This window comes from Amycolatopsis sp. WAC 01375 (assembly GCF_003947325.1).
Lineage (GTDB): Bacteria > Actinomycetota > Actinomycetes > Mycobacteriales > Pseudonocardiaceae > Amycolatopsis.
On the sequence record NZ_QHHW01000011.1, the window covers coordinates 200,312 to 215,108 of the forward strand.

The 14,797-nt window shown below is 68.1% G+C and carries 11 protein-coding genes; 6 read left to right on the forward strand and 5 right to left on the reverse strand.

The window, feature by feature from the left end:
* Nucleotides 1-35: 35 nt before the first annotated feature.
* Together DL991_RS04285 and gabT are read right to left on the reverse strand one after the other, a co-directional pair.
* Complete coding sequence (locus tag DL991_RS04285) at nucleotides 36-1,466, reverse strand: aldehyde dehydrogenase family protein (protein WP_125781118.1); 1,431 nt, start codon at nucleotides 1,464-1,466, stop codon at nucleotides 36-38.
* On the reverse strand, nucleotides 1,463-2,794 hold the full coding sequence (gene gabT / locus DL991_RS04290; protein WP_199753809.1) for a 4-aminobutyrate--2-oxoglutarate transaminase: 1,332 nt from the start codon (nucleotides 2,792-2,794) through the stop codon (nucleotides 1,463-1,465). The genes DL991_RS04285 and gabT overlap by 4 nt, the downstream gene beginning before the upstream one ends.
* Before the next feature lie 109 nt (nucleotides 2,795-2,903).
* Here gabT and DL991_RS04295 point away from each other — a divergent pair, with 109 nt between their 5' ends.
* Entirely contained in the window at nucleotides 2,904-4,373 is a 1,470-nt protein-coding gene (locus DL991_RS04295; protein ID WP_199753811.1) for a PucR family transcriptional regulator, read from the forward strand.
* On the opposite strand, the gene DL991_RS04300 is transcribed toward DL991_RS04295, so the two are convergent.
* Nucleotides 4,357-5,091, reverse strand: coding sequence for a cache domain-containing protein (locus DL991_RS04300; RefSeq protein ID WP_125781122.1), 735 nt, complete (start codon nucleotides 5,089-5,091; stop codon nucleotides 4,357-4,359). The genes DL991_RS04295 and DL991_RS04300 overlap by 17 nt on opposite strands.
* Nucleotides 5,092-5,123: 32 nt before the next feature.
* Nucleotides 5,124-5,867: a FadR/GntR family transcriptional regulator gene (locus DL991_RS04305; protein ID WP_125781124.1), complete on the reverse strand. Its 744-nt coding sequence runs from the start codon at nucleotides 5,865-5,867 to the stop codon at nucleotides 5,124-5,126.
* 164 nt (nucleotides 5,868-6,031) lie between these two features.
* On the opposite strand from DL991_RS04305, the gene DL991_RS04310 reads away from it, so the two are divergent.
* From DL991_RS04310 to DL991_RS04330, 5 genes are all read left to right on the forward strand, one after another.
* A complete protein-coding gene (locus DL991_RS04310; protein WP_125781126.1) occupies nucleotides 6,032-7,453 on the forward strand; it encodes a gamma-aminobutyraldehyde dehydrogenase in 1,422 nt (473 codons plus the stop codon).
* 20 nt (nucleotides 7,454-7,473) lie between these two features.
* The gene (locus tag DL991_RS04315; protein ID WP_370305550.1) at nucleotides 7,474-8,568 is read left to right on the forward strand and encodes an ABC transporter ATP-binding protein; all 1,095 of its coding nucleotides are present in this window, start codon (nucleotides 7,474-7,476) and stop codon (nucleotides 8,566-8,568) included.
* A gap of 27 nt (nucleotides 8,569-8,595) precedes the next feature.
* On the forward strand, nucleotides 8,596-9,801 hold the full coding sequence (locus DL991_RS04320; RefSeq protein WP_125781130.1) for an ABC transporter substrate-binding protein: 1,206 nt from the start codon (nucleotides 8,596-8,598) through the stop codon (nucleotides 9,799-9,801).
* A 75-nt stretch (nucleotides 9,802-9,876) separates the two neighbouring features.
* On the forward strand, nucleotides 9,877-10,761 hold the full coding sequence (locus DL991_RS04325) for an ABC transporter permease (protein WP_125781132.1): 885 nt from the start codon (nucleotides 9,877-9,879) through the stop codon (nucleotides 10,759-10,761).
* A 9-nt stretch (nucleotides 10,762-10,770) separates the two neighbouring features.
* Entirely contained in the window at nucleotides 10,771-11,577 is an 807-nt protein-coding gene (locus DL991_RS04330) for an ABC transporter permease (protein WP_125781134.1), read from the forward strand.
* A gap of 48 nt (nucleotides 11,578-11,625) precedes the next feature.
* Here the strand turns inward: DL991_RS04330 and DL991_RS04335 are convergent, their stop codons facing one another.
* On the reverse strand, nucleotides 11,626-14,613 hold the full coding sequence (locus DL991_RS04335; protein WP_125781136.1) for a PQQ-dependent sugar dehydrogenase: 2,988 nt from the start codon (nucleotides 14,611-14,613) through the stop codon (nucleotides 11,626-11,628).
* Nucleotides 14,614-14,797: the final 184 nt, after the last annotated feature.

The following is a 14,797-nucleotide window of genomic DNA, read 5'->3' on the forward strand; positions in this document are numbered from 1 at the left end:
AACCATCGCAACCAGGTGCCGAATTGCGAGAGGGATCAGAGGGTCAGGCCGGTCAGGACGGTGACGCGTTCTTCGGTGAAGTCCGCCATCGCCGACGCGGGGCCTTCGCGGCCGACGCCGGAGTCCTTCACACCGCCGTAGGGCATCTGGTCGGCGCGGAAGCTCGGCACGTCGCCGACGAGCACGCCGCCGACACGGAGCTTCGCGGACACGTCGAACGCCGTCGGCAGGTCGCGTGTGAACACGCCCGCCTGAAGGCCGAAGCGCGAGTCGTTGATCCGGCGCACCCCGTCCTCCACCGAGTCCACGCGCGTGATCGACACGACCGGCCCGAAAACCTCGTCGGCCATCACCGACGCGTCCTCCGGCACGTTCGCGAGCACCGTCGGCTCGACGGTCGCGCCGTCGCGCTTCCCGCCGGTCAGCAACTCGCCGCCCGCCTCGACGGCCGCCGTGATCCACGATTCCACCCGGGAAGCGGCGGCGGTGTTGATCAGCGGTCCGACGTCCACGCCGTCCGTCCGCGGGTTGCCGGTCCCGAGCGCGCGCACCTGCTCCAGCACCTTCGCCCGGAGCTCGTCGTAGACGTCGGCGTGCGCGTAGACGCGCTGCACCGAGATGCACGACTGGCCCGCTTGGTACATGGCGAAGGTCGCGATCCGCTGCGCCGCGAAGTCCAGATCCGTCCAATCAGGACAGACGAGTACCGCCGCGTTGCCGCCGAGTTCGAGCGCGACGTGCTTGCGCGGCACGCTGTCGCGGATGCCCCAGCCCACCGGCACGGAACCGGTGAACGACACGACCGGCAGCCGCGGGTCCGAGACCAGCTTGGCCGATTCCTCGTTGCTGACCGGGAGAATCGACCAGCTTCCGGCGGGCAGGCCGGTCTCGGCGAGGATCTCGCCGAGCAGCAGCGCGGTCAGCGGTGTCGCGGGCGCGGGCTTGAGCACGATCGGCGCGCCGACCGCGATCGCCGGCGCGACCTTGTGCGCCACCAGGTTCAGCGGGAAGTTGAACGGCGTGATGCCCAGCACCGGGCCCTTCGGGACACGGCGGACCAGCGCGAGCCGTCCGGTGCCGCCCGGGTCGGTGTCGAGCCGCTGCAGGTCACCGGAGAACCGGCGGGCCTCCTCGGCGGCCCAGCGGAACGTCGACGCCGCGCGCCCGACCTCGCCGCGCGCCCACTTCAGCGGCTTGCCCGACTCGGCGGTGATCAGCTGTGCGAGCTCTTCGGACCGCTCACCCAAAACTCGGGACACGTGGTCCAACGCACCCGCTCGGACGTGCGCGGGCAGCGTCGCGAACTCCTCCTGGACGTCGTGCGCCGCCTGCACGGCGGTCTCGATGTCCGAAGTGGACGGAACGTGGTGCGACCCGGCCTCGCTCCCGTCGAAGGAGTGACGGACGACGACGGTCTCGCCGCTGGTGACCGGCTTTCCGGCTACCCAGAAGGGGAATGTAGTCACTTGGAGGCCTCCGTGCGGACAGCGTGCTCGAGGACGGACAGTCCCTCGTCGAGCAGTTCGGCGGACAGGGACAGCGGCGGCAGCAGGCGGACGACGTTGCCGTAGGTGCCGCAGGTGAGGACGACGACGCCTGCCTGGTGGCAGGCCTGCGCGATCCGCTTGGTCAGGTCGGCGTCGGGTTCGGTGGTGCCCGGCTTGACGAACTCGGCGGCCAGCATCGCGCCGCGGCCGCGGACGTCGCCGATCACACCGGTCTCCTCGGCCAGCGCGCGCAGCCGCGGCAGCACCGTGTCCTCGATGCGCTTCGCCGACGCCGCGAGGTTCTCCTGGCGCATGACCTCGATCGAGCCGAGCGCCGCGGCACACGCGATCGGGTTACCGCCGTAGGTTCCGCCGAGCCCGCCCGGCGGGACGGCGTCGAGCAGTTCCGCGCGGCCGGTGACGGCGGCGAGCGGCAGCCCGCCCGCGATGCCCTTGGCGGTGGCGATCAGGTCGGGCACGACGTCTTCGTGCGTGGACGCGAACCACTCGCCGGTGCGGCAGAAACCGGTCTGCACCTCGTCGGCGACGAACACGACGCCGTTTTCGGTGCACCAGCGGGAAAGCGCGGGCAGGAAGCCGGGAGCGGGCTCGATGAAGCCGCCTTCACCCTGAACCGGCTCCAGCACGACGGCCGCGACCTGGTCGCCGCCGATCTGCTTCTCGATGCGGTCGATGGCGATCCGCGCGGCTTCGGGGCCGGACAGCCCGTCGCGGTACGGGTACGAGCCGGGCACGCGGTACACCTCGGGCGCGAACGGGCCGAAACCGTGCTTGTAGGGAATGGACTTCGCGGTCAGCGCCATCGTCAGGTTGGTGCGGCCGTGGTAGGCGTGGTCGAACACGACGACGGCCTGACGCCCGGTCGCGGCGCGGGCGATCTTCACCGCGTTCTCGACGGCTTCGGCGCCGGAGTTGAACAGCACCGAACGCTTCTCGTGGGTGCCCGGCGTCAGCTTGTCGAGTGCTTCGCACACCTCGACGTATCCCTCGTACGGCGTGACCATGAAACACGTGTGCGTGAACCGGCCGACCTGCTCGCGGACGCGGTCCACGACGGCCGGGGCGGCGTGGCCGACGTTGGTCACCGCGATGCCGGAACCGAAGTCGATCAGGACGTTGCCGTCGGCGTCGGTGAGCAGGCCGCCCTCGGCGGAGGTGACGTAGACGGGCAGCACCGAACTCACGCCCGCGGCGACGACGGCGGCGCGTCGCTCCTGCAGTGCGCGCGAGGCGGGGCCGGGGATCTCGGTGCGCAGCCTGCGCTGGGTTTCGGTGGTGACGGTCACGGCCAGACTCCTGCGGACGCGAGGGACGGGGTCGCCCTCCAGGATGGGAGCCCGCCCGGCCCGCGTCAGCTCGACATCTTGTCGATATCGAGGCGTAGAGTTGGACAACATGGCACTGACCCTCGCCGCACTGGTGGCCGAACGCCCGCTCGGCCTGCGGGTGCGTGCGGCGGAGGCCGGGCTCGACCGGCCGATCGGCTGGGTCCACCCCACCGAACTGACCGATCCGCAGGCCTTCCTCGAAGGCGGTGAACTGCTGCTGACCACCGGCCTTGCCCTCGATGAGACCACGTCGCCCGGGTACATCCGGCGGCTCGTCGACGCCGGCGTGGCGGGGCTCGGTTTCGGCGTCGGCCTCAGCCACGAGAGCATCCCTCAGTCCCTTGTGGACACCGCGCACGAGGTCGGGCTGCCGGTGCTCGAAGTGCCGAGGAAGACGCCGTTCATCGCGATCACGCGAGCGGTCTCCCGTGCGGTCGCCGCCGACGAATACGCCTCGCTCGTGCGCACCGGCAAGGGGCAGCAGGAGCTGACCAGGACGGCCGTCGGCAAGGGCGGGCCCGGCGGGGTGGTGCGCAAACTGGCGAAGCTGGTCGACGGCTGGGTGCTCCTGCTCGACTCGTCCGGTGCGGTCACTGAGGCTTCGCCATCCGCGAGACCCTTCGCCGACGGACTCCAGGATGACTTCGCGCGGCTGCGCGCGGGCACGCTGGTGACGGTGGCGGGGGAGTACGAGGTCGTCCTGCAGACGCTGGACACCCGTGCCCGAGGCGTGCTCGCCGTCGGCACCCGTGAACCGCTCGACGCCGCGGGGCAGCACATCGTCAACACCGCTGTATCCTTGCTTTCCCTTGCCCTGGAACAGAACCGCGAGCACGTCGGTGCCTTGCGACGGCTGAGGTCGGGGACGATCGACCTGCTCGCCGCCGGGCACACCGAGCTCGCCACGCGCACGATGAAGTCACTCTGGGGCGGTGTCCCGGAAGCGCCGTGGTCCGTGCTCGCCGTCACCGGTGCCGCGGGCGCGCGCCGGTCGCTCGCCGAATCGCTCGACGCCGAAGTGTCCGGGGAGTCGGTGTTCTTCGGCGAGTCCGGGGCGTTCGTGGTCGCGCTCGGCGACGTGGAAACCGTCACCCTGCTGGTGTCCCGGACCGGCGGGCTGCACGCCGGGCTGTCCGATCCGGTGTCCACAGTGGATTTCCCGGCCGGGCTCCGGCAGGCGAAACAGGCGGCGGAAGCGGCGAAGGCCGAACGGTCCCCGTTGGTCCGGTTCGCCGAACACGCTGGGCGCGGTTTTCTGGAGATGGTCGATTCCCAAGCGGCGCAAGCGTTTTCGGACAGTCTGCTGGCGCCACTGCGACACCATGACAAGACCGGTCGTGGCGAGCTGGTCGCCTCACTGACCTGCTGGCTCGAACACCACGGTCATTGGGATCTGGCGTCCGCGCGGCTCGGCGTGCACCGGCACACCTTGCGCAATCGCATGCGCAAGGTCACCGAACTGACCGGCCGTGATCTCGATTCCCCTGGCGTGCGCGCCGAATTCTGGCTCGCGCTGCAGGTCAGCGCTCGGACCTGACCAGGGCGATCGGCGAGTCTCCGCAGCGTCGCAGGTGCGTGCCGGTCTCCGTCGTGACCGGCTCCGCGCCGGCGGACCACCAGGCCGGGACGTCGACGTCGCGCACCAGGGAACCGGTCGCCTGGCGCGCGTTGTTCGACACGATCACCCGGCCTTGGGCGTTGACCAGCGCCGCGCGGCCGCCGAGCGCGCGTAGCTTCGGTGCCAGCAGGCGCTCGACTTCGCGCACGTAGATGTCCGCGCCGACGACCCCCGCGAAAGTCCCGGCGCGCTGGACGGGGACCGTGAAGGTCAACGTGTATTCGTCGGTGCAGAGGTAATCGACGTATGGGCCGTTGATGTGGCGGCGGCCGGTGTCACGCGGGACGGTGAACCACGACTGCCGGGTGTAGTCCAGGAAGTTCTCACTGGCCGGATCGAGGCTGATGACCAGTTGCGCCGGCTCGGCGTCGCCGGTCTCGGTCCACCATTCGAAGGCGAATTCCTGATCGGTCAGCGCGTTCGGCGCGCTGATGAACCCGGCACCGACGACCAGGCCGCCGAGGACGTCGAAGACCTGCGGCCGGAGGCGGGTCAGGTCTCCGGCGGTGGCATCGGCGGATGCGGCCAGGAGCCCTTCGGCGCCGGCCAGTACCGGCTTCAGTCGGCCGAAGACGTCCTCGACCAGGGTGGATACCTGTTCCACGACCTCGGAACCGGCGGACGGTGTGTCGTTCACGATGCTCACCTCGGATGCGCGGATGCCGCAGCTTAAGGGGCCAGAAGGTCTAAATGCACGTCCGCCAGCCGGTCTATCGCTTCGAGGATGTGCTCCTCGGTGAGCTTTCTGGCCAGCTCGCCGTCGCCCTCCGCGATGGCGGCGGCGATCGCGCGGTGTTCGGCGTAGGCGTTCTCGCGGGTGCCGTGCGGCTCGAGCGGCAGCCACAGCAATCCGCCTCGTTCGCTCTGCAGTTGCACTTCTTCTCTGGTCAGCCGCGGTGATTGGGCGGCCGCGGCGACTTCGAGATGGAACTGGCGCTCGGCGCGCGATGCCTCCGCGCCGGTGGCGGTGCGGATGTCCTCGGTCGCCAATTCGAGACGCTCGATGTCCTCGGGCGAACTCCGCTCGGCGGCGAGTTTGGCCGCGGCGCCCGCGATGGCGAGATAGTGATCGCCGACGTCACGGAGTTCGGACAGCGAAACCGTGCGAAGGCGCTCTCGCCACGAAGCAGCCGAAGGGTTGGCAGGCGTCTTCACGAAGCTTCCGCCGCCTCGGCCGCGTCGCGTCTCCACAAGCCCCTGTTGCCGCAAGGCCACGAGCGCTTCGCGAACCGTCACGGTGGAGACACCGAACTGCGACGCCAGCTCGGCTTCGCTCGGCAGCTGCTCTGAGTCGGCCAGCAGCCCGAGAGTGATGGCGTCGACCAGCCGCGCGGTGACCGCTTCCGCCCGGCCGATCTGGTCGAGCGGCGCGAACATCGCTGATCGCGCGCTGTGCGACATCCCCTTACGCATGGTGGCCCTTCGCCCGTACCGCTACCCGATGGAACCAATCTTGCCCCATCGTCTTGTCATTTAACATCTGGACTTATATGTTTTAGCTCCCGCGCCGCCCCACAAGGGAGCAGGGGACCTTTGCTATCGCCTCACGCCCCCAGGCCCAGTAGCCAGGAGCTCTCGTGCAGCAGTTGAAGCACTTCATCGGCGGTGAGTACAGCGGATCCGCGTCGGGCCAGGTCGCCGACATCGTCGATCCCGTCACCGGCCGCCCGTATTGCACCGCCGCCGTCGCCGGCCCCGAAGACGTCGACCGCGCGCTCGAAGTCGCGGCCGCCGCCTTCGAAACCTGGCGCGGCACCACGCCCGCGCAGCGCCAGCTCGCGCTGCTGAAGATCGCCGACGCCGTCGAAGCGCGCGCGGACGGCCTCGTACTCGTCGAATCGGCGAACACCGGCAAGCCGATCGCGCTCACCGCGGCCGAGGAACTGCCGATGATCGTCGACCAGTTGCGGTTCTTCGCGGGGGCCGCGCGTGTCCTCGAAGGACGGTCGGCGGGCGAATACATGGAAGGGCATACCTCTTTCGTCCGCCGAGAGCCGATCGGCGTGTGCGCGCAGGTTACGCCGTGGAACTATCCGCTCCTCATGGCGGTCTGGAAGATCGCCCCCGCGCTCGCCGCGGGCAACACCGTGGTGCTCAAACCGGCCGACACGACACCCGCGTCGACCCTGCTCCTCGCCGAGATCTGCGCCGAATTCCTGCCGCCCGGCGTGCTCAACGTGATCTGCGGGGACCGCGACACCGGACGCGCGCTCGTCGAGCACGAGATCCCCGCGATGGTGTCCATCACCGGCTCCGTCCGCGCCGGGATCGAAGTCGCCGCTTCGGCCGCGAAGGACGTGAAGCGCGTACACCTCGAGCTCGGCGGCAAAGCGCCCGTAGTGGTCTTCGCGGACGCGGACATCGAAGCGGCTGCTGAGGGCATCGCCGTCGCCGGGTACTTCAACGCGGGCCAGGACTGTACGGCGGCGACGCGTGTCCTGGTCGCCGACGAAGTCCACGACACGTTCGTCGCCGCCCTCACCCGGCAGGCGCGGGCGACGACCACCGGCAAACCCGACGACACGTCGGTCACCTACGGGCCGCTCAACAACGCCGCCCAGCTCGACCGGGTCGCCGGTTTCGTCGACCGGCTGCCCGCGCACGCGACGGTCCACTGTGGAGGTAAACGGCATGGGGACGAGGGTTACTTCTACGAACCGACGGTGATCTCCGGCGTCCGGCAGGACGATGAGATCAGCCAGACGGAGGTCTTCGGCCCGGTAATCACCGTGCAGCGCTTCGAGACCGAAGCCGAAGCGCTCGCCGCGGCCAACGGCGTCGACTACGCGCTCGCGTCGTCGGTGTGGACCACCGACCACCAGCGGGCGATGCGGCTGGCGGGGAAGCTCGACTTCGGCTGCGTGTGGATCAACACGCATATCCCGCTGGTCGCCGAAATGCCGCACGGCGGCTTCAAGAAGTCCGGCTACGGCAAGGACCTCTCGCTCTACGGCCTCGAGGACTACACCCGCGTCAAGCACGTGATGAGCGCGCTGTGACGACCACCGAAAGGCACGCCATGCCTCATCAAGCGCCAACGACCGCCGCGGGGGAGCAAGGGACCTTTGCTATCACTTCCGCAGGTGGAGGCGCGGTTCCGGCCATCCGGCTGCGCGGGCTGCGCAAGGAGTTCGGCCAGGTCCACGCGGTCGACGGCGTCGACCTCGACATCCCGCCCGGTGAGTTCTTCTCGATGCTCGGCCCGTCCGGCTCCGGCAAGACGACCGTGCTCCGCATGATCGCCGGCTTCGAACTGCCGACCGCGGGCAAGATCGAACTGCACGGCCGCGACGTCAGCCGCCTCGCGCCCTTCGACCGCGACGTCAACACCGTCTTCCAGGACTACGCGCTCTTCCCGCACATGACCGTGCAGCAGAACGTCGAGTACGGCCTCCGGGTGAAGCGCGTCCCCCGCGCGGAGCGGCGTCAACGCGCGAAGGACGCTCTCGACACTGTTCGGCTCGGCGAGTTCGGCGAGCGCAAACCCGACCAGCTCTCCGGCGGCCAGCGTCAGCGCGTCGCGCTCGCCAGGGCTTTGGTCAACCGGCCGAAGGTGCTCCTGCTCGACGAACCACTCGGCGCCCTCGACCTGAAACTGCGCCACACCATGCAGACCGAGCTGAAACAGATCCAGCGCGACGTCGGCATCACCTTCATCTTCGTCACCCACGACCAGGACGAGGCGTTGACGATGAGCGACCGCATCGCGGTGTTCAACGCCGGCCGCATCGAACAGGTCGGCTCACCGGTCGAGGTCTACGAACGGCCCGCGTCGCCGTTCGTCGCCGGCTTCGTCGGCACCTCGAACCTGCTCAGCGGCGGCGGCGCCGAGAACATCATCGGCAAACCCGGTGTGTTCAGCATCCGCCCCGAAAAGATCCGCATCGACGCCGATCTCTCGAAATCCGCGGACGTCGGCGAAACCAGCGCCACCGGCACCGTCACCAACACCGTCTACGCCGGCGCGACCGTGCGCTACGAGGTCACCCTCGACGCCGGCGGCCAGCTCTCCGTGGTCCGGCAGAACACCGCCGAACCCGCGGGCTTCGATGGCGGCCGTGTCCGCCTGAGCTGGCGGCACGAACACAGTTTCCGCGTCCCCGAAGCCGGTTAGTTCTCCCCAGCACCGAAAGGTTGTTCAATGAAGAACAGGAAACTCGCGCTCGCCGGCCTGCTCGGCGCCGGCCTGCTCGTGGCCGCCTGCGGAACCTCCGGATCCAGTTCGACCGCGGCCGCGCCCGGCGGGCAGGGCTTCACCCCGCCGAAGCTCGACGCGCTCGCGCAACTCGGCCAGCCGGAAGGCCAGGTCAACGTGCTGGCCTGGCCCGGCTACGCGGAGAACGGCTCCAACGACCCGGCCGTCGACTGGGTCACCGGCTTCGAGAAGGAGACCGGCTGCAAGGTCAACGTCAAGGCGTTCGGCACCTCCGACGAGGCCGTGAGCCTGATGAAGACCGGACAGTACGACGTCATCTCCGCCTCCGGTGACGCTTCGCTGCGGCTCATCGCGTCCGGAGACGTCGAACCGGTGAACACCGCGCTCGTGCCGAACTACGCCGACGTCTTCGACTTCCTCAAGAACCGCCCGTGGAACAGTGTGAACAACGTTTCCTACGGCGTGCCGCACGGCTGGGGCGCGAACCTGCTCACCTGGCGCACCGACAAGGTGACCCCGGCGCCGACGTCGTGGTCCGTCATGTTCGACGCGAACAGCCCGTACAAGGGCAAGATCACCGCCTACGACTCGCCGATCTACATCGCCGACGCCGCGCTGTACCTGCAGACGCACAAACCCGAACTCGGCATCAAGAACCCGTATGCCTTGGACGACAAGCAGTTCCAGGCCGCCGTCGACCTGCTCAAGCAGCAGCGCCCGATGGTCGCGGAGTACTGGTCGGACTATCTGAAGGAGAGCCAGGCGCTCAAGAGCGGCGACGCCGTCGTCGGCACCGCCTGGCAGGTGACGGTGAACCTGACCAAGAGCGAGGGCGCGCCGGTCGAATCCGTGCTGCCGTCCGAAGGCGCGACCGGCTGGTCGGACACCTGGATGGTGTCGGCGAAGTCGCCGCACAAGACGTGCTCCTACAAGTGGCTGAACCACATCATCAGTCCGAACGCCAACGCGCAGGTGGCCGAGTACTTCGGCGAATCGCCGTCGAACCCCAAGGCGTGCGCCGAAACCAAGAACAAGGCGCACTGCGAGACCTTCCACGCCGGTGACGCCGCGTACGCCTCGAAGATCCAGTACTGGACGACGCCGATCACGCAGTGCCTCGACGGCCGCACCGACGTCAAGTGCAAGGACTACGGCGAGTGGACCCGCGCCTGGACCGAGATCAAGGGCTGACTCCCGAACTCCGGGAGCGGACGGTGGTGCCCCCCAACGCCGTCCGCTCCCGGTCCCATTCCTAGGTGGAAAAACATGACGACCACCCTCGATTCGCCGCGGCGGAAGACCTCTGCCTTCCTGTACCGCAAACCCAAGCTGCGACTGGGAATCCTGCTCTCCGCGCCGATGCTGTGGCTCGGCCTCGCCTACCTCGGCGCACTCGCCGCGTTGTTCGTGACCGCGTTCTGGAGCACCGACGTCTTCACCGGCCAGGTCGTGACCGAGTGGTCGCTGAACAACTTCGTCACCCTCTTCAGTGACGCGGTGTACCGCACGATCACCCTCCGGACGGTCGGGATCGCCGCGCTGGTCACGGTGGTCACCGCGATCATCGCCTTCCCGATGGCGTTCTACATGGCCAAATTCGCCTCACCGAGGGCGCGGCGGCTCCTGGTGATCGCCGTCATGACGCCGCTGTGGGCGAGCTACCTGGTGAAGGCCTACGCGTGGCGGACCATGTTGTCCGGCAACGGTGTCCTGCACTGGCTGCTGAACCCCTTCGGCCTCGACACCCCCGGCTACGGCGTGCTCGCGACCGTGATCACCCTTTCGTACCTGTGGCTGCCGTACATGATCCTGCCGATCTACGCGGGCCTGGAACGGCTGCCGAACTCCTTGGTGGACGCCTCTGGCGACCTCGGCGCCCGGCCGTTCCGGACGTTCCGCTCGGTGGTGCTGCCCGTGACGTTCCCGGCCGTCGTCGCCGGCTCGATCTTCACGTTCTCGTTGTCGCTGGGCGACTACATCGCGGTGAAGATCGTCGGCGGCACGTCGCAGATGCTCGGCAACGTCGTCTACGACAACATCGGCGCGGCCAACAACCTGCCGTTCGCGGCGACCGTCGCGACCGTACCCGTGGTGATCATGCTCGCCTACCTCGCCGCCGTGCGCCGCACGGGCGCGCTGGACAACCTGTAGGAGCGCGCGATGCGGCTTTCCCGGACGACCAAATACCTTCTGCTCGCGGCGCTGGTGCTCGGCCTCGCGGTGATCTACTTCCCGCTGCTGGTGGTCCTGCTCAATTCTTTCAACGCCGACACCACCTTCGGCTGGCCGCCGTCGAGCTTCACCCTCGAATGGTGGGGCCGGGCCGCCGAGAACGAAGGCGCGCTGAACGCGTTGTGGACGAGTGTCCGAGCAGGACTCGCCGCGACCGCGATCGCCTTGGTGCTAGGCACAATGGCGGCCTTCGCGCTGCAGAAGTACCGCTTCTTCGGCCGCAACCAGGTGTCGCTGCTGATCATCCTGCCGATCGCGCTGCCCGGCATCGTCACCGGTATCGCGCTGAACAACGCCTTCCGCACGATCCTCGGCATCGACCTCGGCCTGTTCACCGCGATCGTCGCGCACGCGACGTTCTGCATCGTGGTGGTGTTCAACAACGTCGTCGCGCGCCTGCGGCGAATGGGCGGCAACCTCGAAGAGGCGTCGATGGACCTCGGCGCCGACGGCCTCACGACGTTCCGCCTGGTGACCTTTCCGATGCTGCGGTCGGCCCTCCTTGCAGGCGGCCTGCTGGCGTTCGCGCTGTCGTTCGACGAAATCATCGTCACGACGTTCACCCTCGGCACCGGACTGGAAACCCTGCCGATCTGGATCCTGAACAACCTGTTCCGGCCCAACCAGGCACCGATCGTCAACGTCGTGGCGGCGGTCCTGATCCTGGCTTCGACGGTTCCGGTCTATCTGGCGCAACGGCTTTCCGGCGACACGACTTCTGGTGGTCGTTTGTAGACAGCGAAACGCCGGTGCGGCCTTTGCGGGCCGCACCGGCGCTTTCACTCAGTACCGGCGGTCTTCGATCGCTCCTGTCGCTCCGTTGTAGGTGATGTAACCGAACTGGAAGTCGCTGCGCTTACCGGTCGGAGTGTTGTACTCGCCACTGGTCGGGAAGCCGAGATACGAGGTCTCCCAGCCGAGGTCCCGCCAGCGAAGACGGATCATCCCCTTGACCTCCCATGCGACGTTCGTTCCCGCACGCCAGTAGATCGAGTGCGCGAAGCCGCCCTGGGCGAAGTGGTTGTACTTACCCTTACTGCCCGGCGTCCAGGTCTCGTCGGTGGTCGGATAGCCGACACCGGTTTGCCAGCCGGTCGCCGCGAAGCGGTCGCGGACATATCCATGCACTTCGAAGGCATCGGTCGATGGTGACCAATAGATCGAACCGTTGCCGCTGAAGTGGGTGTACCGGCCGACGCCGTCCGGCGTGGCCACCTCGTCGGTGGTCGGATAGCCGAAGAACACCTCCCAGCCCAGTGAACGCCATTTCTGCCAGATCCGGCCCATCACGTAGTGCGCGCCGGTCGCCGCGGTCCAGTAGATCGAAGCGTTGTTGTTGTTGAAGTGATTGACGCGCCCGATGCCGTCCGGCGTGGTCAGCTGGTCGGTGGTCGGGAAACCGAGTGGCCCGGCTTCGCCGTTCGTCGCCTGCCACTTCGCGCGGATCTCCCCGTGGATGGCCATGGCACCGATGCTGGAGTTCCAGTAGATCGATGCGTCACCGGTGAGCGGACCACCCACGAAGTCGTTGTAGCGGCCGTTGCCCGCCCTGGCCACGAGTTCGTCGGTTTTCGGCGACCCCAGGAAGGAATGCGCCCCGAGCGTGACGTACTTGGTCAGGATCTCGCCGGCGACGGTCTTCACACCGTACAGCTGCGTCCAGTAGAGACGGCCGGACGTGTACAGCTGCCAGTGCCCGTCACCTTCGATCAGTTCCAACCCCACTGGAGTTCCCAGCAGTGTGCGGAGGGGCGCCTCGTCGGCGTACCGCTTCTGGATCGGGGTCTGATAATCCGCGCGCAGGCCGAGACCGCCGCCGGGCATGACGATCTGCCGGACGGGTTGTGCGCTCTGATTGTCGGCCCACTGGACGAAGTTCGCAGCGTCGAGAGCGGAGGCCGGAGCGGTCATGGAAACCGGGGCCCCTACCGTCACCAACCGGCTGGCTTCTCCTTGTTCGGTCGCGCCGACCTTGATCTGGGCCGGATGGTTCCCGACAACGGTGAGGCGCGCCAGCCGCGGGTTCGCGGTGTACTGCTTGCTGGTGATGACACTGCGGTTGTTCGTCGCGGTGGCGGTGATCACGACGCGGGTGTCGGTCTCGCTCGGGAATCCGATCGAGAACGCGGGCCCGGTGCCGGTCTTGAGCTGGTTGATCTCGCAAGCGGCGTTGCGAGGGCAGTGCACCCGATCCGCGCGCCAGCTCACGGTGAGCGGTCCGTCGACCGGATCTTCCGCGTTGGCACCGACCGGGACTGTTTCAGTGGCGGAGAAGACCGTCGACGTCGGCGGGAGAAGATCGAGAGTGGGGCTCGCCTCGGCCGGGACGACCGTCTGGCCGGCGTTCGCGACGGCGCCGTGCGGATCGCTGACCGCGAGACTCACCGTTACCGGTTCTCCCGCCGCGTACGTGTGACTCACGGTCTTCCCGGTTCCGGTGGTTCCGTCACCGAACGTCCATTGGTAACCGAGAGCCTCACGGTCCGGATCGTCCGACGCGCTCGCGTCGAACGACACTGTGCGCGTGGCCGGATCGGTCCTGGCGGTGAACGCAGCGCGGGGAGCGTTGTTGGCGGGGGTAAAGCTCAGCCTGCGCAACTTCGACGTCGCGGCGTCGGCCACCACGATGTCGCCGTTCGGAGCGGTCAGGACGGACACCGCTTCGCCGATCGCGGAAGCAATGGCGGTGAGCGGCTGAGTGACCGTGCCCTTGCTGTCGAAACCCAGTGTGGAAAGGGTTTGCGCACCCTTGTTGGCTACGAAATGAATTCCCCGGTAAGCCCCGGGATAGGAGACTCCGGTGTAGGGAACACCGCCCACGAGGGTATCCGTGGTGCCGTGGACCGTTTCGCCGAGCGGCCCGGCATTCGCGACATTCTTGCACTCCGGTGTGTCGCGATAGCCCGGCGTTCGTGTCGTGCCTTCCCAGCACGGCCATTTCAGGTTCTGGCCGGGGAAGGCGAGGTCTACCTCGTGGCGGGCCGCCCAGCCGATGTCGGTGACGACCACGCCGCCACGCGGGTCCAGCGTGATCCGCGGATCACGCAGCCCGCTCACGTAATTGCGGCTCTTCCAGGACAGCGGTGCCGCCGATTCGTAGAACGGGTTTTCCGGCACTCCCCGGCCGATGTCGTCGACGCGGAGGATCTTGCCTGTCGGATGGGTCGGATCCAAGGCGCGCAGCGCGAACTTGTCGACGTTGTCCTTGGTCGCGTCAGTGTGGGAACGGACTGCTGCGTTGTCGCCGACGGCGACCCACAGCGATGCGCCGGACGGGTCCACGGCCACGTCCTGGATGCCCTTGCTGTCGGTGTTGACCGGGAACTCCAGGACGATGAACTCGTCCACCAACGCAGTGGGGGCATCGGTCCCGGATGCCCGCCACTTGCTGAGGCGGAACATCGCGGAGGAACCGGTCGACACCGCCCGGGTGGTGTAGACCGCCCGGCTGCTGGTGAAGTCCGGCGCCACCGCGATGCCCGTGAGGCCGAGCGAACCGGCGGTGTACACCGGGAGTGAGGCGATCTGGGTCGGCTGGCCCCCTTGAGGTGTCAGCTGGACGGCTCCCAGGCGGCCGGTGGTCAGCGCGCTGCCGTCCGGGAGGTAGGCGGCGTCGGTGAGATCTCCGGCCTGGTGGCCGGTGGGTGTGTCGAACAGGGCGAACCCCGTGGGCAGTACCGGCGCGGCGTGTGCCGAGGGTGCCGTCGTGACCACAGTGCCGACCAGCACCGTGACGGCCGCAGAGACGACCAGGGATCTTCGAGTCCGCATTGGACCTTCCTTCTCCGAATACGGAGAGTGCCATGCGCGGAAAGTGCTCACGAACGCACAAAAAATGCGACGGTGCGACAGAGTCGCTCATTCTGTAACGCCACGCGACGATCCGCCCCCAGCGCCCTCGTTTTGGCTATGAGCACGCCGGACGCTAGCGGTTGGCCAGCGTGGAGTCATTCGA

Coding starts and splice junctions, on each gene's coding strand:
- DL991_RS04295 (WP_199753811.1), top strand. CDS start 2,904: ATGGCACTGACCCTCGCCGCACTGGTGGCCGAACGCCCGCTCGGCCTG.
- DL991_RS04305 (WP_125781124.1), bottom strand. CDS start 5,867: ATGCGTAAGGGGATGTCGCACAGCGCGCGATCAGCGATGTTCGCGCCG.
- DL991_RS04315 (WP_370305550.1), top strand. CDS start 7,474: ATGCCTCATCAAGCGCCAACGACCGCCGCGGGGGAGCAAGGGACCTTT.
- DL991_RS04320 (WP_125781130.1), top strand. CDS start 8,596: ATGAAGAACAGGAAACTCGCGCTCGCCGGCCTGCTCGGCGCCGGCCTG.
- DL991_RS04325 (WP_125781132.1), top strand. CDS start 9,877: ATGACGACCACCCTCGATTCGCCGCGGCGGAAGACCTCTGCCTTCCTG.
- DL991_RS04330 (WP_125781134.1), top strand. CDS start 10,771: ATGCGGCTTTCCCGGACGACCAAATACCTTCTGCTCGCGGCGCTGGTG.
- DL991_RS04335 (WP_125781136.1), bottom strand. CDS start 14,613: ATGCGGACTCGAAGATCCCTGGTCGTCTCTGCGGCCGTCACGGTGCTG.